This window comes from Streptomyces sp. NPDC056628 (assembly GCF_042792555.1).
Lineage (GTDB): Bacteria > Actinomycetota > Actinomycetes > Streptomycetales > Streptomycetaceae > Streptomyces.
Map to the genome: position 1 here is coordinate 390817 of NZ_JBHTWG010000001.1, position 16715 is coordinate 407531.

Below are 16715 nucleotides of genomic sequence, written 5' to 3' on the forward strand. Positions count from 1 at the left end.
CTCATGTCCCGCTCCCCGCACCGTCCTCGGGGGTGCGCGGACCCGGGATGCGGCCACCGCCGCCGCCGAGCAGCTCGGCCGCCGCCTGCTGGTAGCGCAGGACCGCCTGCTCGGCGACGCGCAGGTCGCAGGGCGCGCTCCACAGCATGCGGCGCGCCGCGTCGTAGCGCTCGACCAGCAGCGGGTCCTCCGCGAAGCCGTGCCGGGCCACCTTCGCCTTGTACGCGTCGAGACGGCCGCGCAGCTCGGCGCGGACCGCCAGCGGCGCGGTGACCGCCGTCAACGACTCACGCGCGCGCAGCAGTTCGTCCTCCGCCTTCTGCTCCAGGGACTCCAGCAGCGGCGACAGCCGGTGCCACTGCGCCTGCCGGCGGTACTCGGCGGCCGTCGCCAGCTGTTCCTGGAGCACCGTCGGGGGACCGCTGACGACCGGCACCTCGGTGGCGGCGATCTTCGCCAGCACCTCGCCGCGGGCGGTGCGGGCCTCGGCGAGCGTGCGGTCCGCGCGGGAGAGCACGTCCCGCAGCCGCACCAGGCGCTGCTCGGCGTCCTGGCGGACCGTCAGGACCGCGTCGATCTCCCGGCGCACGTCCTCCAGGGCGCGCGCCTCGCGGTCGTACACGGTGGTGTCCGGGCGGCCGCCGCCCGGCGCCGAACTGCCCTTCGTGGGCACCCAGTAGGCCAGCGGGTCCGACACCACCTCGGCGCGCAGCCGGGTCAGTGTGCGGGTGATCCGCTCCAGGTCGTCGCCGGCCGGATGCTCGCCGGGGCGCACCCCGACGGAGTGCGCGAGCCGGCGGGTGCGCTGGAGCTCGGCGGCGAGTAAATCGATCCGGGCGGGCAGCGCGGACCAGACGGCGTCGGCGGCCACGACCATGTCCAGCGAGGTCGCGTACAGCTCGTTCATCCGGTCCACGAGCGCGGCCAGGGAGAACCGCTCGCTCAGCCGGCCCGGACCGCCGTGCAGGGTCGGCGCGTTGGCGGCCGCTGCGGCCTGGCCGGCCACCGTCACGCACTCGCCGCGCAGCAGTTCCGTCAGCTCCACCAGGTCCTCGCGGCTGGACCAGCGGCGCCGGGAGCGGATCTCCCGGGCCGAGCGCAGCGCGCCCGTGTAGGCGTCGAAGTACGCCCACAGCAGCGTGATCGACGCCTCCACCGACGTCCAGCGCTCCTTGGTCACGCCGGTCAGCTCGGCCCCTTCGAGGAGTCTGCGGCCCGCGTGGTCCTGGAGGGCGAGCAGCGAGGTCTCGATCGCCTCGTGCTCCTGGCCGAGCCGCGCCAGCGCACGGTCCACCTCGTCCCGGTCCATCACCGGCCCGGCGGGGTCCGTGACGCCCATCGATCACCTCTCGCTGCGTTGAGTTCCGTCAGTCGTTCGTCCGTGCCGTCCCGCGCCCGCGGGCCGCCTACGCGTAGCGGGCCTCGGGCGGGGTCGCCGACGCCGACTTCCTGCCGTCCGTGTCCATGGTCGGGTGGAGCCACTTCTCGTACGACGCCGCCCAGCCGCCGTCCTCGACGTAGTCCTCCAGGATCCGGTTGACCCGGCGGACCAGATCGTCGGATCCCCTTTTCATCGCCACTCCGTAGTACTCGTCAGTGAACAGGCCGCCCTTGAGCTCGACGGCCGGGTCCTGCGCCGCCTGGCTCGCCGCGAGCGCGCCGTCCGTGACGACCGCGTCGACCTCTCCGAGCTGCAGTTTGACCAGGCAGTCGAGCTGATTGGGGACGGTGGTGCGGATGTCGGTGGAGGCGGGCAGGACGCCTTCCTTCCTGCCCGCTTCGAGGTTGTCGTACGCGGTCGATCCCCGGGCCGAGCACACCTTGCGGTCCGCCAGGGACGCGTCGAACCCGGTGACCTGCGACGTCTTGGGCGCGAGGACCTGCTGACCGGTCACGAAGTAGGGAGCGGAGAAGGCGACTTGCTCCAGCCGGTCACAGGTGATCGTCATGGTGCGCACGACCATGTCGACCTCGCCCTTCTGGACCGCCTCGATCCGCCGGCTGGTCGGGATGGCCTTGAACCGCACCGCGTCGCGGTCGCCCAGGATGTCCTCGGCGATCCGGTGGACCAGGTCGATGTCGAACCCCTCCAGCTCGCCCGAGGGGTTGTTCGGGTCGAGGTAGCCCCAGCGGTAGCTGTTGGTGTCGACGCCGACGACCAGACGCCGGTCCTCCCGGTCCTTGATCGCGTCGACGGCCGGGGTCTTCCCGCCGCCGCCGGACGGCGACAGGCTCCGGTCCTGCGGGTCCTCGCAGCTGTCGGCCCTGGCCTGCCCGGCGTGGGTGACACCGTGCCCGGCCGGTGTGGCGCCGCCGGCGGACTGGGACAGGGGCAGCAGCAGCGCGGCGGTGACCGCCAGGGCGCACAGGAAGGCCATCGCGCCGACGCCGCCCCAGCCGCGCAGGCCCGCCCGCAGGCGCCGCCACCGCCGGGCGGAGCCGTCGCGGGCGCCGGCGTGTGCGTTCATCGTCCTGCCCCCTCTCACCGGTACTCCGACAGCCTGCGGCCGATGCCGAGGACCGCGCCCGCCGCGCCCAGCACCGCGAGGACGGCGGCACCGGCCGGGACGCCCGTCAGCGCGTCCAGGCCGCCGCCCGCGGCCCGCCGGAACTCGCCCTGCTCGTGGGTGAGCGCGGTCGCCAGCGCCTTGTCGACGTTGTCGAAGCACACGCTCGTCGGCTCCTTCGCGGCGCCGATGACGCGGTCGCGGGCCGCCTGGTAGTTCCCGGAGTCGCTGTCCGCGCGCGCGAGGTCGTGGCGGTCCTTCCAGACCTTCATGAAGCCGTTCGCGTCCCGTACGGGCTTGCTGCCCGCCGCGTCGTCGGCGAGGTCCGCGGCCCGCGCGAGCGCCGAGCGCAGGGCGTCGATCTGCCGGTCGTAGCCCCACTCGTAGGTGTCCACCACGCTGCCGTCGTCCAGGGCGCGGGTGTCGGCGCCGCGGCGGACCAGGGTGAGGTTCTCGTCGCTGCGGGCGGTCAGGGAGGCGATCCGCGCCTCGTGCAGCACCGTCAGGGAGCGCACGCCGTGCTCGTGGGAGTCGTCCAGGCCCGCGCGGGCCACGGTGTGGCTCACCGTGAGCCACAGCAGGGCGACCGTGGCGGCGGCCGTGGCGGTGACGAGGCCGTGGTTGAGGACCCGGTTGGTGCGCCGGTAGGTGCGGTGCTGGGCCCACACCAGGGCGGCCAGCGCGAGGACGCCGAGGCCGAGCGAGGCCCACGGGAAGGAGCGGGCGTCGGCGTAGTCGGCGCCCAGGCGGCCGTTCTCCGTGCGGTACAGCTTCTCGGCGGCCGGCAGCATCCGCTGCTGCATCATCTCGTTCGCCGCGCGCAGATAGGCGCCGCCGACCGGGTAGCCCTGGCGGTTGTTGGCCCGCGCCGTCTCCACCAGGCCCTTGTACTCGGGCAGCAGCCGGCTCAGCGAGGCGATCGTACGGGCCGAGGCCGAGCCCGGTTCGGAGTTGGCGGCGGCGGTGACGAGCTTGGCGGCGGCCGTGCGGATGTCCTTCTCGTAGCCCGCGCGCATCGCCGGCTTCTCCTGGAGGCCCGCGAGATAGCCGCTGGCCGCCGCCGTGTTCGCGTCGGCCAGGGAACGGTAGATGTCGGCCGCGTCGGAGCTGAGCGGCTGGCTGCGGTGCAGGACGTCGTCGGCCGCGGCCGTGCGCTCGGTCATCTGCCAGGCGGCGACGGCGCCGAACGCGACGACGAGCAGCGCGAGGACGGCACCGAGGATGCGCAGCCGGCCCGGCTCGGTGGTGGCGGCCGCCCGGAGCTGGTCCACGCCTTCCGCGAACGCGGTGCGGCGGGCCCGCGGGACGGGCGCGGGCGCGGCGGAGGCGGGCGCCGACTCGCGTGCGGGAGGCCCCGGTTGGGCCGGCACGGACGGCAGCGTCGGCACGCTCCTGGCCGGGTCCTGGCCCGGTGGCGGCGCGCTGCCACCCGATGTCCGTGTCATGCCGACCTCCCCCATGGCCATCCGTCGCGGGCCAGTATCGCGGCCAGGACCGGCATCCGCACCGGCCTCGCCCGACCTCGGTCCGGTCATGGCGGCGGTCCCGGCTCCCGGCACCGCCGAACACGCCCCCGCACCACCCCCTGCCCATGAGAACGCCGTGGGAATCGGTTCGGTTCCACCTCGTCGCGCCGGGCGGCCGGGGAGCGCGGGGGCGTGTCCCGGGAGCGCCCGGGGGGAGCGCCCCCGGGCGGGAGCGGGCTACGGCTCGAAGTGCCGCCGCAGCCGGCTGTGCGCCTCCTCGGGGGCGCCCACCGCGTCCAGCCCGAGCAGGGCGGCGCCCAGCACCGGACGCGCCGCCACCACCTCCGGTACGGCCTTGGGGGCGCGGGCGGCCAGCAGGTCCCGTACGCCGTCGTCCAGTTGGGGGTGGCGGGCCGCCAGGACACTGCCGCCGAGCAGGACCGGCGTCTCCTCCCCGAGCAGACCGAGCCGGGTCAGGGCGACCGTCGCCATGGTGACCACCTCGTCGGCCAGCCGGTCGACCAGGGCGCGCGCGACCGGGTCGCCGGACGCGGCCGTGGCGAAGAGCACCGGTGCCAGTTCGTGCCGGCGCCCCTCCGGGATGTGCCCCAGGTGCAGGGCCTCGATCAGCGCGTACATGGAGGACAGCCCGAAGTGCGCGGGCAGCGAGTCGGCCAGGGAGGTGGGGGCGCCCCGTCCGTCCTCCGCGCGTGCCGCGTGCCACAGCGCCTCCTCCGCCAGGCCCCCGCCTCCGCCCCAGTCCCCGGACAGCCGGCCGAGCGCCGGGAAGCGGGCGGTGCGCCCGTCGGGGCGCATGCCCACGCAGTTGATGCCGGCGCCGCAGACGACGGCCACCCCGCGGGGCTCGGAGACCCCGGCGCGCAGGATCGCGAAGGTGTCGTTGCGGACCTCGGCACGGGTGCCCCACGCGCGGGCGTGCAGCGCGGCCGCCAGGGTCTCCTCCTCCACCGGCAGGTCGGCGTTGGCCAGACAGGCCGACACGTGGTCGGCGCGGGTCACGCCCGCGGCCGTGAACGCCTCCTCCACGGCTTCGGCGAGCGTGTCCATCGCCTGCCCGACGCCCACGGCAGGCGGCCGGAACCCTCCCGCGCGGGCGGTGGCCAGGACGGTGCCGTCGCCCGCCACGACGGCGACGTCGGTCTTGCTGTTGCCCGCGTCGATGGCGAGGACACGTGCGGTCATGCCCACGCGAGGTGCTCCCGGTTGTGTGCGATCAGATCGTCGGTGAGCTTCTCGGCGTACGCGAACTGGCCGACGAGGGGGTGCGCCAGGAGCGCCTGGAACACCCGGTCGCGGCCGCCGTGCAGGGCCGCGGAGAGCGCCAGGTCCTCGTAGGCCGTCACCTGCGCCATCAGACCCGAGTAGAGCGGATCGAGGCGGGGCACGGGCAGCGGCGCCGGGCCGTTCTGCCCCACGGCGGCCTGCACCTCGATCACCGCGTCGTCGGGCAGGAAGGGCAGCGTGCCCCGGTTGAGGGTGTTCACCACCTGGTAAGGGCTGCCGGCGCCGTTCAGCAGGGCGGCCGCGAGGTCCACGGCCGCCTCCGAGTAGTACGCCCCGCCCCGCTTGGACAGCAGCTCCGGCTTCTCGTCGAGCGCCGGGTCGGCGTACAGGGCGAGCAGCTCGCGCTCCATCGCGGCCACCTCGGCGGCGCGGGACGGCTTGGTGCGCATCTCCCGGACGACCGCGTCGTGGGCGTAGTAGTAGCGCAGGTAGTAGGACGGGACCACGCCCAGCCGGTCCAGCAGGACGCGGGGCAGGCGCAGGTCGGCGGCGAGGGCGTCGCCGTGCTCGGCGAGCAGCTTCGGCAGGACGTCCGCGCCCTCGGGGCCGCCCAGGCGCACCCCGGTCTCCCAGGTGAGGTGGTTGAGGCCGACGTGGTCGAGGTGGATCTCGGCGGACGAGGCGCCGAGCAGGGCGGCGAACTTGCGCTGGAAGCCGATCGCCACGTTGCACAGGCCGACCGCCCGGTGCCCCTCCTGGAGCAGGGCGCGGGTGACGATGCCGACCGGGTTGGTGAAGTCGATGGTCCAGGCGCCGGGGTTGGCGCGCCGGACCCGCTCGGCGATGTCCAGGACGACCGGCACGGTGCGCAGGGCCTTCGCGAGGCCGCCGGCGCCGGTGGTCTCCTGGCCGACGCAGCCGCATTCGAGGGGCCAGGTCTCGTCCTGCTGCCGGGCCGCCTGGCCGCCGACACGCAGCTGGAGCAGGACCGCGTCGGCGCCGTCGACGGCCGCGTCCAGGTCGGTCGTCGTGGTGATCCTCCCGGCGTGGGACTGGCGGGCGAAGATACGGCGGGCGAGGCCGCCGACCAGCTCCAGGCGGTCCGTCGCCGGGTCCGTCAGGACCAGTTCCTCGATGGGCAGGGTGTCGCGGAGGCGCGCGAAGCCGTCGATGAGTTCCGGCGTGTAGGTCGAGCCTCCGCCGACCACGGTGAGTTTCACTTGAGATTCAACCCTTTACTCCGGTGAGCGTGACGCCCTCTACGAACGCTTTCTGGGCGAAGAAGAACACGAGGATCACGGGGGCCATGACCAGGACGGTCGCCGCCATGGTGAGGTTCCAGTCGGTGTGGTGCGCCCCCTTGAACGACTCGAGTCCGTACGACAGGGTCCAGGCGCCCGGGTTCTCGGACGCGTAGATCTGCGGCCCGAAGTAGTCGTTCCAGGCGTAGAAGAACTGGAAGAGGGCCACTGCGGCGATACCCGGTTTCGCCATGGGCAGCACCACCCGCAGCAGGGTGCGCAGTTCGCCGCAGCCGTCGACCTTCGCCGCGTCCAGGTACTCGTCGGGGATGGTGGTGAGGAACTGGCGCAGCAGGAAGATCGAGAACGCGTCCCCGAACGCCATCGGGATGATCAGGGGCCACAGGGTGCCCGACAGGTCCAGCTGCTTCGCCCAGAACAGGTACATCGGGATGATGACGACCTGCGGCGGCAGCATCATCATCGAGACGACCAGCATGAGCGTCAGATTCCGGCCCCGGAAGCGGAACTTGGCGAGCGCGTACGCCACCGGGACGGACGAGACGAGGGTGAGGACCGTGCCGAGCCCGGCGTACAGCAGCGTATTGCGCCACCAGGTCAGGAAGCCCGGGGTGTCGAGGACCTGGGCGTAGTTGCCCCACTCCCAGGTCCGCGGGATCAGGTCCCGGGTCAGCGTCTGCTGGTCGCTCATCAGCGAGGTCAGCACGACGAACACGAACGGCAGGGTGAAGAACAGGGCGGCCGCGACGCCCAGGGAGTGCACGGCGATCCACTCCAGCACCGCCCGGCGGCGCGCGGTGCGTTCGGCGGCGGTCGGGGTGGCCGGGCGCGCCGGCCGTTCCAGCACCTGGGTCATGGCCGGTCACCTGCCTGGATCAGTCCGCCCCGGCGCCGCATCAGCAGCGTGGTGAACGCCATGGCGAGGGCGAACAGGACGAGCGCGACCACGCAGGCGGAGCCGTAGTCGAAGCGCTGGAAGCCGAGGTTGTACACGAGCTGGGGGAGGGTCAGCGTCGACTTGTCGGGGTAGCCCGGCTCGAACTGCTGGCCGGAGCCGCCGATGACGCCGGAGGCGACCTTCCCGGCGACCAGCGGCTGCGTGTAGTACTGCATCGTCTGGATGACTCCGGTGACGACGGCGAACATCACGATCGGCGAGATGTTCGGCAGGGTGACGTACCGGAACCGCTGCCAGGCCGAGGCGCCGTCGAGTTCGGCGGCCTCGTACTGCTCCTTCGGGACGTCGAGCAGGGCGGCCATGAAGATCACCATGAGGTCGCCCACCCCCCACAGCGCGAGCGCGGTGAGGGCCGGCTTGGACCAGGCGGGGTCGGTGAACCAGCCGGGCGCCGGCAGACCGAGGTCGCCGAGCACGGAGTCGACCGGGCCGGTGCCGGGGTTGAGCAGGAAGACGAAGGCCAGCGTCGCGGCGACCGGCGGGGCGAGGTAGGGCAGGTAGAACAGGGTGCGGAAGACCCCGGTGCCGGTCCTGATCTTCGTGATGAGCAGGCCGACTCCCAGCCCGAACACCACCCGGCAGGTCACCATGACCAGCACCAGCCAGAGCGTGTTGCGCAGCGCAGGCCAGAACAGCGGGTAGTCCTGGAAGACGTAGGACCAGTTGTCCAGGCCCCGGAACGCGGGTGTGCCGAAGCCGTCGTACTTCATCAGCGAGAAGTACACGGTGGACACCAGCGGATAGGCGAAGAAGACGCCGAACCCGACGAGCCACGGTGACAGGAAGGCCACCGTCCGAAGCGCCGACCTGCGGCGCTTCGCGCGGAGTGTGTACGTCGCCATCGGGGGCTACTTCGCCTGCTCGATGTCGCGGTCGATCTGCGCGGCGGTCTTCTCCAGACCGGCCTTCAGATCCGTCACCTTGCCGGACTCGTACTGGTAGCCGAAGTCCTGCAGGGTCGTCTGGTAGGTGGAGCCGTTGACGGACGCCGGCGGGGTGTTGGAGTGCGGGTTCTGCGCGATGTCCAGGAACGTCCTGAAGCCGGGCTCCACCTTCAGGCCGGGCGACTTCAGCGCCGCGAAGGTGGAGGGCACGTTGTGGATGGCGTTGGCGAAGGACACGACGGCCTCGGTGTCGGTCGTCAGGTACTTCACCAGCTCCCAGGCCGCGTTCTGCTTCTCGCTGCGCGGGGCGATGCCGATGATCGTGCCGGAGAGGAAGCCCTTGCCGTACTCGTCCACCTCGTCGTCGGCGACGGGCATCGGCGCGGTGCCGATCTCGAAGCCGGCGCCGGCGTCCTTCGCCATGCCGAGCCGCCACTCGCCGTCGAGCTGCATGGCCACCTGGCCCGTGTGGAAGGGGTGCTTGGCGCCCCACTCGTCGCCGAAGGTGTTGCGGTACTTCTCCAGCTCGGCGAAGCCGCCGAGGTCGTCGACGAGTTTCTTCTGGTACGTGAACATCTCGGCGAACGCCGGGTCCTTCGCGACGCTGGACCTGCCGTCCTTGCCGAAGTAGGCGTGGTCCCACTGGGACATGTAGTGGTCCACGACCGTCTCGTAGCCGTGGTACGTCGGCATGAAGCCGAGCTGCTCGTAGCCGTCGCCCTTGCTCTTCGTGAGCTTCTTGGCGACCTCCGCGAACTCCGACCAGGTCTTCGGCGGCGCGGTGATGCCGGCCTTCTCGAAGGCGTCCTTGTTGTAGTAGAGCCCGTAGGCGTCGCCGAGCAGCGGCAGGGCGCAGCGGGTGCTCTCGAACCGGGTGTAGTCCAGCATCGGCTTCGGGATGAGCTTGTCGAGGTCGAGCTTCGACTTCTCGATGAAGGGCTTGAGGTCGAGGAAGGCGCCGGAGGAGCAGAACTTGCCGACGTTGGACGTCGTGAACGACGACACCACGTCGGGGCCGTTCGAACCGCCCGCGCGCAGGGCCTGGTTGAGCTTGTCGTCGTTGATGTTGCCGACGACCTTCACCGTGATGTTCGGGTGGGCCTTCTCGAACGCGTCGACGTTCGCCTGGATCGCCTCGACCTCCGCGGGCGCGCTCCAGCCGTGCCAGAAGGTGATCGTGGCCCGCGCGTTCGGGTCGTCGTTCGCGCCGGCCTCCGAGGAGCCCGTACAGGCCGTGGCGAGCAGGGCCAGGGAGGCGGACGCGGCGAGGGCCGCCGTGGTCCGGCGGGACATCGAGGATATGACTTTCCTGGACTTTCCGGGCATGGCGAGGTCTCCCAAGGGCGGGACGGGACGGGGTGGGTGTGGGTGGTGCGGGGGCGGGGTGCGGGTCAGCGCGAGGTGTCGAAGACCTCGTCGCGGGTGGCGGCGAGGGCGCTCTCCAGCGCGCCGCGCAGCACGGGGTGTTCACGGACGTCGCCGACGACGAGCCGGGGCCGGGCCGCGGCCAGTTCCTCCAGCTCGTCCTGGACGAGGGTGCGCAGGGTGTCCCCGCCCGCGGTCAGCGAGGCGCCGCTGAGGACGACGAGTTCCGGGTCGAGGACGGAGACCAGGGAGGCCAGACCGGTGGCCAGCCGGGTCGCGTAGGTCTCCAGGAGCCGCCGGTGGGGGTCGTCGTCCAGGGCGGCGGCCCGCTCGACGAGGGCGGCGGCCACCTCCGCGTACGGCCCCGACGGGATGTCCGGGACGCCGAGCTCACGGGCGAGGCGGGGGACGGCCTGGGAACCGGCCAGCTCCTGGTAGCCGCCGCTGTTGGCCTTGGTCACCTGACGGACGAGGGGGGCGCCCGGCACGGGCAGGAAGCCGACCTCGCCCGCGCCGCCGGTCCAGCCGCGGTGCAGCCGGCCGCCGAGGACCAGGGCGGCGCCGAGACCTCCCTCGTTCCACAGCAGCACGAAGTCCTCGTGGCCGCGGGCCGCGCCGAGCCGCTGCTCGGCCACCGCCGCGAGGTTGACGTCGTTCTCGTACTCGACCGGCATCGGCAGCGCCGCGGCGAGTTCGTCGAGCAGCGCGGGGGAGTGCCAGCCGGGCAGATGGGAGGCGTAGCGCAGGCGGCCCGTGTTGGGGTCGAAGGCGCCGGGGGTGCCGATGACGAGCCGGTGGACGTCGGCCCGGGTCAGGCCCGCCGCCTTCACCGCCCCGTCGAGGGCGTCGGTGACCTGCCGCACGACCGGCTGGGACGGACGCCTGCCGGGGGTGGGCAGTTCGTACGTCCCGACGGTGCGGCCGGTGATGTCGGCCACGGCGGCCAGGACCCGCTCCGGGGTGACGTCGAGGCCGGCGGCGTACGCGGCCCTCGGGTTCACCTCGTACAGCTGGGCGTTGGGGCCGGGCCGTCCTTCCGTGGTGCCGGTGGCCAGGACCAGGCCGGCGGCCTCCAGGCGGGCCAGCAGCTGGGAGGCGGTCGGCTTGGAGAGGCCGGTGAGCTTGCCGATCCGCGTGCGCGACAGCGGCCCGTGCTCCAGGAGGAGGTCCAGGGCGGCGCGGTCGTTCATGGCGCGCAGGACGCGCGGGGTGCCCGGCGTACCGGCGGTTCCTGCCATGGGATGCGACACCTGCCTCTCGGCTGCCCAGCTTCCCAGTGATCGTCGGGCGGCGTCCATCCCGGACGCCCGCGTGATCACTGTTAGGAAAGTTTCCTATTCCCTGCGGAGGAAACTAGGCCGGTGGGGAAGGCGGAGTCAAGGGATTCCGTCCGGTGAAACCCGCTCGTCACCTGGGGAGGTCGGGCCGCGGCGCGCCGGGGGCCGGAGCACCGGGACGCGGCGCCCGCCTCCGCTCGCGCCAGGGCAGCAGCAGCGGCGTCGCCAGCAGCAGGACACCGGCCAGCGCGATCGCGGCCCGGGGGCCCGTCAGCATCGCCAGCACGCCCCACAGCGCGGTCATCGCGGCCGTCACCGTCCTGCTCGTGATCGACCACGCCGTCAGGCTGCGGGTCACCCGGTCCGGCGGGGTCCCCTCCAGGCGCCGGGTGGCGAGCACCGGGGTGAACACCGCGGAGCAGGTGATCAGGCCGAACTCCACGGCCATCACCAGCACCAGGCCCGCCGTGCCCGGCCCCACGAAGGCCAGCCCGACCGACCAGCAGGCCCGCAGCGTGCCGGCCACCAGCAGCACCCGGCGCTGCCCGTGCCGGGCGACCAGCCGCCGGGACAGCCGGGAACCCAGCAGACCGCCCAGGCACGGCACGGCGAAGGCGAGCCGCGTGCCGAACGTGCTCACCGCGTACGCGGCCCACAGTCAGCCGAAGCGCCGCCCCAGGGACCGCTCGCCCACCGCCTCCACCGCCCCTGCCCACCGTCCGCCGCCCCCGGCATCCAAGCCAGTCCGCGCCGCCGGGGCGAACCGGCGGGTCAGGGCGGGCCGGGCACCGGCCCGGTGGACGAGGCGACGGCCCGCACCCGGTCGCGCAGGCCGAGCCTCGAGCACCTCCAGCTCACGGGGTCAGCGCCGACTCGACGTCTCGACGTCCTGCCGGGCCGGGCGGTACGCGTCGGCCCGCACGCCGGGAATCGGCCGGCATCCGCGCAGCCACCGCGCCGGGACGCCCGCCGCGGCCGGCCCGGGGGACGCGCCCCGGTCCGCGAGACGCTACTTCGTCACGTTGGGCGGCGTGAGCGGCGTGGCCGCCTGGGACTGCGGCGAGGCGGCGTTGGCGTAGGCGGAGGGAGCCGCCACCGCGGCGGTGGCGTCGTCGGCGGGCGCCCCGTCCGGGGCCGCCGCCGGCCGGCCGATGATCGGGATGTCGGCGGCGTCGAAGGCGCGCTTGACCCGCCAGCGCAGCTCGCGCTCCACCGTCAGTGACTTGCCCGGCATGGTCTTCGCGGACAGCCGCACCACCATCGAGTCCAGCAGGAGGCTGTCCAGGCCCAGCACCTCGATCGGCCCCCAGAGGAGCTCGTTCCACGGCTCCTCCTTCGTCATCTTCTCGGCGACCTCGTCGAGGGTGGCCTTGATCTTGTCGAGGTCCTCCTCGGCGCGGACCGTGACGTCGACCCCGGCCATCGACCAGCCCTGCGACAGGTTGCCGATGCGCTTGACCTCGCCGTTGCGGACGTACCAGATCTCGCCGCCCTCACCGCGCAGCTTCGTCACGCGCAGCCCGACCTCGATGACCTCACCGGAGGCGACGCCCGCGTCGATCGTGTCGCCCACGCCGTACTGGTCCTCCAGGATCATGAAGACGCCGGACAGGAAGTCGGTGACCAGGTTGCGGGCGCCGAAACCGATCGCCACGCCCGCGACACCGGCGGACGCCAGCAGCGGGGCCAGGTTGATCTCGAAGGTGCCCAGGACCATCAGGGCGGCCGTGCCCATGATCAGGAAGCTGGCCACCGAGCGCAGCACCGAGCCGATCGCCTGCGAGCGCTGCCGGCGGCGCTCGACGTTGACCAGCAGACCGCCCAGTGCCGTGCCGTCCACCGTCTGCCCGGTGCGGCCCATCCGGTCGATGAGCTTGGTGATCGCGCGGCGGACGGCCACTCTGAGCACCGCCGCGATCACCAGGATCAGCAGGACCCGCAGACCGATCGCCAGCCAGGTCGACCAGTTCTGCTCGACCCAGCTGGCGGCCTCGGCCGCGCTCTCGTGGGCGTCCCGGATCGAGGGGACCGCCGGGGTCGTCGTTTCCGAGGGGACCGGCGACGGCGTCACGTCGGCGGCCGGCAGGAAGGCGGGCAGGGACACAGCGGGTACCTCCAGTGCAGCGGCCCGCCCCGCCGGCAGGTGGTCAAGGTCGGCCAAGGTCACGAAAAGGTCACCGGCGGGGCAGGCCCACCACACTATCGGGGCATCGGGTGCACATCGTCCCCATGTTCGGGGGAGGGGCGGCGCTCACGTGGGGATGAACTGGTGGGATGAACCGTTCGTCACTCTGGGGAGGCATCGGATGTGGTCGAAAACACTCCCAGGCCGTTACCGGGACATGGTGGCGCCATCACCAGGCATGAGGGGAAACTGACTACAGATCGTCCCGGCGCGAGCCACGCGCCGCCGACGCCCAAGGAGGCATCCGTGCCGCATGTCCTGGTCCTCAACGCGTCGTACGAGCCGCTCGGCGTCGTACCGCTCCGCCGCGCGCTCGTCCTCGTCCTCGAGAACAAGGCAGTATGCCTCGAGGAGTCCGGCGCCTATCTGCACAGCGCAACCGTCACCGTCCCCGCACCCAGCGTGGTCCGGCTCAAGCGATTCGTGCGCGTCCCCTACCGGGGGCCCGTTCCTCTCACCCGCAGGGCGCTCTTCGCGCGCGACGGGGGCCGGTGCATGTACTGCGGTGGCGTCGCAACCAGCGTCGACCACGTCATCCCGCGCAGCCGCGGGGGCAAGCACGTCTGGGACAACGTGGTGGCGTCCTGCCGCCGCTGCAACCACGTGAAAGCCGACCGCCACCTGTTCGAGATCGGCTGGCGGCTGCGCCACAAACCGGCTCCGCCGACCGGTCTGGCCTGGCGCATCATCGGCACCGGGCATCGTGACCCGCGTTGGTTGCCGTACTTGCAACCGTATGGGGCGGATGACGCCTTGGCCCGGATCGACGGCATTTCTGCCTGAGGTTCCGGGCCTTCGCGTATGCCGGGCGCACGGGGGCGCGGCTCCCTCCTCAGGGAGTTCCGCGCGCCCCCTTCACCGCGTACGAGCCGCCCCCGACGACGAACAGCGCCGCGGCCGTCGCCCACGCGGCGCCGCCGGTACCCGGCTCCAAAAGCCATGCCCAGGCGGGCAGTGAGATGCCCCGCAGGCCCGAGACACCCATGTACATCGCGCTGACGTAGCCGAACACCGGCAGCCAGCTCAGCCGCGCGCCCAGGACCACCGCCGCGCCCGCCGTCAGGCCGGTGCAGCCCAGGACGTTGCGGACCATGGCGGGCGGGCCGAAGGTCTGCGCGCTGGACAGGACCGCCAGGGGGAGCAGCGCGGCGGCCAGTGCCGTCAGGCACAGCAGATGGGTCAGCCGGCGGCGCCACCAGGGGCGCACCGCCGTGCGGTCCAGCTCCTCGGAGGCGGAGTGCAGACTGGTGCCGATGGCCGCCGCGGCCACCAGCGGGCCCAGGGCCACCACCGGGACCCTGCGCTCCGGGTCGAGGTAGGAGTCCAGGGAGTGGGCCGCCCAGACCGCCAGCACAGCGGTCGCGGCGAGCGCGGCGACCGTCTGCGCAAGGGCCCGGGAGCGGGCGTACAGGACGATTCCGGTGCTGGTCACAGCGTCGGCACTCCGTTCCGGTCGCAGTTCTTCGCCGTCGCGAAGTACTCCGAGAGCCACGCCCGGCGCTCGTCCTCCGCCATCCCCAGCAGCCGGGCCCGGGCCTGCTGCCGGGCCTTCAGCTCGGCGCGGTCGGTCGCGGAGCCCCGGGCGTCCAGGTCGTCGAAGAGCTTCTCCGTGGGGCTCGGGGCCAGGTAGTGCTCCACGGCGGCGTCCGCGCGGGCGACGACGGGGTCCGTGTGGTCGCATTCCTCGCGGCCGACGAGAGCCATCCCCGCCTCCCACGCGTACCGCTCGGGCTCGGTGAGCTTCCCGCGGACGACCGACCAGCCGAGCGGGGTGACCATCGGGAGCTCGGCCTCGTCGGCGCGCGAGCGGCCCACGCGGTCCTCGAAGCGGACGGGGACGTTGTCCACGCCCTCCAGCCGGCCCGTCAGACCGGACAGGGCCTCGGTGATCTGCGGCAGCAGCTTCTCGTACCGCGTGTTCACACACACCTGCGGGGTCGTGGAGGTGTCGCAGACCTGGCGCTGGGCGACCGGGTTGGGGCGGGTCAGTCCGCCGGCCTGGACCAGGGCCACCGCGGCGGCCGTCGCGCAGGCCAGCGGCACCAGGGCCGTGACCGGGCGGCGGGCGGTGAGGGCCAGCACCGCGGCGGCGGCGAGCCCGCCCACCCACACCACCGACACCCACGGCTGCCACCACACCGGCATCCGGTGGTCGGAGGTGTCGATCAGCGGGGACAGACCGGACAGGGCGTTGCCGTGGTCGTAGGAGAGGAAGCCGAGCACGGCGTACCCGGCCGTCGCCAGCACCGGGGCCGCCAGCCGCCAGGGCACGGCCCGGCCCACCACCTGGCCCGCGAGCGCCGCCATGCCGACGAGGAGCGAGTCGGTGAGGGGGACGACCAGGTACGGGCTGTCCCCGGTGGCGCAGTACCAGGTGGCCAGCAGCGCGCACCCGGCGGCGACGAGGTGCCCCACGGCCACCCAGAGGGCGACCGGCACCGCCGACGCGAGGAAGCGGGGCAGCGCACCGCGTACGGCGGTCTCCAGCAGATCGCCGGTACCGCGCCGGCGCTCCCGCCCGCCCTGCCAGCAGCCCGCGGCCAGCGCCAGCGGGATGCCGAGCAGGACCGCGGCCGTGTGCGTACGGTCCCGGGTCTCGGCCCACCCGCCCTGCCAGCTCTCGGCCGGTACGGCGAGGGCGACGACCAGCGTGAGCAGCACGGCGGCACCGGCGAGCGGGGCGAACCCGCGCCGGAACTCCGGTCGCAGGGGAGCGGCCCCTGCGGCCGCCGGGGGCTTCCTCTCCATGAGCAGCGTCATCGGGCCGCCACCTCCCGGTGGGCGCGCAGGGCCGCCGTGTAGCCGCGCTCGATGGGGTGGTCGCCGACACCGTCCGCGACGGCGCCGAGGGCGGTCAGCGCCTCGGGGGTGCCGCGGTAGGCGAGCCGGCCCCCGGCGATGAGCGTGACCTCCGTGCAGGCCGCGGCCACGTCCTCCACCAGGTGCGTGGAGACCAGGACCGTGGCGTCGGCGCCGAGTTCGCGCAGCAGCTCGCGGAACTCCACGCGCTGCTCCGGGTCCAGGCCCGCCGTCGGCTCGTCCAGCAGCAGTACCGCCGGGTCGTTGACGATGGCCTGGGCGATGCCGACGCGGCGGACCATGCCGCCGGACAGCGTCCGGATCCTCGCGTCGATCCGGTCGGCCAGCCCCACCCGGGCCACGGCACGCTCCACGGCGGCCGGGGTGTCCGCGGCCGGCATGTCCTTCAGCCAGGCCATGTAGGCGACGAACTCGCGCACGGTGAAGCCCGGGTAGTGGCCGAACTCCTGCGGCAGATAGCCGAGCCTGCGGCGGACCTCGGTGCGTCCGCGCGGGTCGGCGACGTCCTCGCCGAGCATGCGCACCCGGCCGCCGGTCGGGGCGGCGACCGTGGCGAGCACGCGGATCAGCGAGGTCTTGCCCGCGCCGTTCGGGCCGAGCAGCCCGTGCACGCCCCGGCCGAAGGAGAGGTCGAGGGAGTCGAGGGCGACGGTCTTGCGGTGCCGGACATGCAGTCCGGCCACCTGAATGGTGGTCAAGGAGGCTCCAGAGCCTAGAGATGACGTGGTTCAGTGGCGTTCGAGGCG

Annotated in this window: 15 protein-coding genes; 1 reads left to right on the forward strand and 14 read right to left on the reverse strand. The window is 73.3% G+C overall.

The features are described from left to right. Window position 1 precedes the first annotated feature (1 nt). The 11 genes from ACFRAC_RS01765 to ACFRAC_RS01815 form a co-directional block, all read right to left on the reverse strand. The gene (locus tag ACFRAC_RS01765; protein WP_382919473.1) at window positions 2-1339 is read right to left on the reverse strand and encodes a hypothetical protein; all 1338 of its coding nucleotides are present in this window, start codon (window positions 1337-1339) and stop codon (window positions 2-4) included. Window positions 1340-1406: 67 nt separating this feature from the next. Next, window positions 1407-2468 (reverse strand): glutamate ABC transporter substrate-binding protein, encoded by a 1062-nt coding sequence (locus ACFRAC_RS01770; protein WP_382919475.1) that lies wholly within the window; start codon window positions 2466-2468, stop codon window positions 1407-1409. A 14-nt stretch (window positions 2469-2482) separates the two neighbouring features. Then, window positions 2483-3952: a hypothetical protein gene (locus tag ACFRAC_RS01775; protein WP_382919477.1), complete on the reverse strand. Its 1470-nt coding sequence runs from the start codon at window positions 3950-3952 to the stop codon at window positions 2483-2485. 258 nt (window positions 3953-4210) lie between these two features. Continuing rightward, a complete protein-coding gene (locus tag ACFRAC_RS01780; protein WP_382919479.1) occupies window positions 4211-5182 on the reverse strand; it encodes an N-acetylglucosamine kinase in 972 nt (323 codons plus the stop codon). Further along, window positions 5173-6438 carry a 6-phospho-beta-glucosidase gene (locus tag ACFRAC_RS01785; protein WP_382919481.1) on the reverse strand — a complete coding sequence of 422 codons (1266 nt, stop codon included), beginning with the start codon at window positions 6436-6438 and terminating at the stop codon, window positions 5173-5175. The genes ACFRAC_RS01780 and ACFRAC_RS01785 overlap by 10 nt, the downstream gene beginning before the upstream one ends. Window positions 6439-6445: 7 nt before the next feature. Beyond that, window positions 6446-7336, reverse strand: a complete 891-nt coding sequence (locus tag ACFRAC_RS01790; RefSeq protein WP_382919483.1) for a carbohydrate ABC transporter permease — start codon at window positions 7334-7336, stop codon at window positions 6446-6448. Next, a complete protein-coding gene (locus tag ACFRAC_RS01795; RefSeq protein WP_382919485.1) occupies window positions 7333-8280 on the reverse strand; it encodes a carbohydrate ABC transporter permease in 948 nt (315 codons plus the stop codon). Before ACFRAC_RS01795 ends, ACFRAC_RS01790 begins: the two co-directional genes overlap by 4 nt. Window positions 8281-8286: 6 nt before the next feature. Then, window positions 8287-9615 (reverse strand): ABC transporter substrate-binding protein, encoded by a 1329-nt coding sequence (locus ACFRAC_RS01800; RefSeq protein WP_382919487.1) that lies wholly within the window; start codon window positions 9613-9615, stop codon window positions 8287-8289. Between the two features lie 98 nt (window positions 9616-9713). After that, on the reverse strand, window positions 9714-10925 hold the full coding sequence (locus tag ACFRAC_RS01805) for an ROK family protein (RefSeq protein WP_382919489.1): 1212 nt from the start codon (window positions 10923-10925) through the stop codon (window positions 9714-9716). 169 nt (window positions 10926-11094) lie between these two features. Continuing rightward, complete coding sequence (locus ACFRAC_RS01810) at window positions 11095-11622, reverse strand: MFS transporter (protein ID WP_382919909.1); 528 nt, start codon at window positions 11620-11622, stop codon at window positions 11095-11097. Window positions 11623-11973: 351 nt separating this feature from the next. Next, window positions 11974-13068 carry a mechanosensitive ion channel family protein gene (locus ACFRAC_RS01815; RefSeq protein ID WP_382919491.1) on the reverse strand — a complete coding sequence of 365 codons (1095 nt, stop codon included), beginning with the start codon at window positions 13066-13068 and terminating at the stop codon, window positions 11974-11976. Window positions 13069-13395: 327 nt separating this feature from the next. On the opposite strand from ACFRAC_RS01815, the gene ACFRAC_RS01820 reads away from it, so the two are divergent. Then, a complete protein-coding gene (locus tag ACFRAC_RS01820) occupies window positions 13396-13932 on the forward strand; it encodes an HNH endonuclease (RefSeq protein ID WP_019760491.1) in 537 nt (178 codons plus the stop codon). Between the two features lie 49 nt (window positions 13933-13981). On the opposite strand, the gene ACFRAC_RS01825 is transcribed toward ACFRAC_RS01820, so the two are convergent. Genes ACFRAC_RS01825 through ACFRAC_RS01835 form a run of 3 tightly spaced genes read right to left on the reverse strand, consistent with a single transcriptional unit; the run spans window position 13982 to window position 16667 of the window. Then, window positions 13982-14581, reverse strand: coding sequence for a hypothetical protein (locus ACFRAC_RS01825; RefSeq protein WP_382919492.1), 600 nt, complete (start codon window positions 14579-14581; stop codon window positions 13982-13984). Next, window positions 14578-15909, reverse strand: coding sequence for a hypothetical protein (locus tag ACFRAC_RS01830; protein WP_382919494.1), 1332 nt, complete (start codon window positions 15907-15909; stop codon window positions 14578-14580). The genes ACFRAC_RS01825 and ACFRAC_RS01830 overlap by 4 nt, the downstream gene beginning before the upstream one ends. Continuing rightward, window positions 15906-16667 (reverse strand): ABC transporter ATP-binding protein, encoded by a 762-nt coding sequence (locus ACFRAC_RS01835; RefSeq protein ID WP_382919495.1) that lies wholly within the window; start codon window positions 16665-16667, stop codon window positions 15906-15908. Before ACFRAC_RS01835 ends, ACFRAC_RS01830 begins: the two co-directional genes overlap by 4 nt. Window positions 16668-16715 lie beyond the last annotated feature (48 nt).

Coding starts and splice junctions, on each gene's coding strand:
- ACFRAC_RS01765 (WP_382919473.1), bottom strand. CDS start 1,339: ATGGGCGTCACGGACCCCGCCGGGCCGGTGATGGACCGGGACGAGGTG.
- ACFRAC_RS01775 (WP_382919477.1), bottom strand. CDS start 3,952: ATGACACGGACATCGGGTGGCAGCGCGCCGCCACCGGGCCAGGACCCG.
- ACFRAC_RS01790 (WP_382919483.1), bottom strand. CDS start 7,336: ATGACCCAGGTGCTGGAACGGCCGGCGCGCCCGGCCACCCCGACCGCC.
- ACFRAC_RS01830 (WP_382919494.1), bottom strand. CDS start 15,909: ATGACGCTGCTCATGGAGAGGAAGCCCCCGGCGGCCGCAGGGGCCGCT.
- ACFRAC_RS01805 (WP_382919489.1), bottom strand. CDS start 10,925: ATGGCAGGAACCGCCGGTACGCCGGGCACCCCGCGCGTCCTGCGCGCC.
- ACFRAC_RS01795 (WP_382919485.1), bottom strand. CDS start 8,280: ATGGCGACGTACACACTCCGCGCGAAGCGCCGCAGGTCGGCGCTTCGG.
- ACFRAC_RS01800 (WP_382919487.1), bottom strand. CDS start 9,615: ATGTCCCGCCGGACCACGGCGGCCCTCGCCGCGTCCGCCTCCCTGGCC.
- ACFRAC_RS01770 (WP_382919475.1), bottom strand. CDS start 2,468: ATGAACGCACACGCCGGCGCCCGCGACGGCTCCGCCCGGCGGTGGCGG.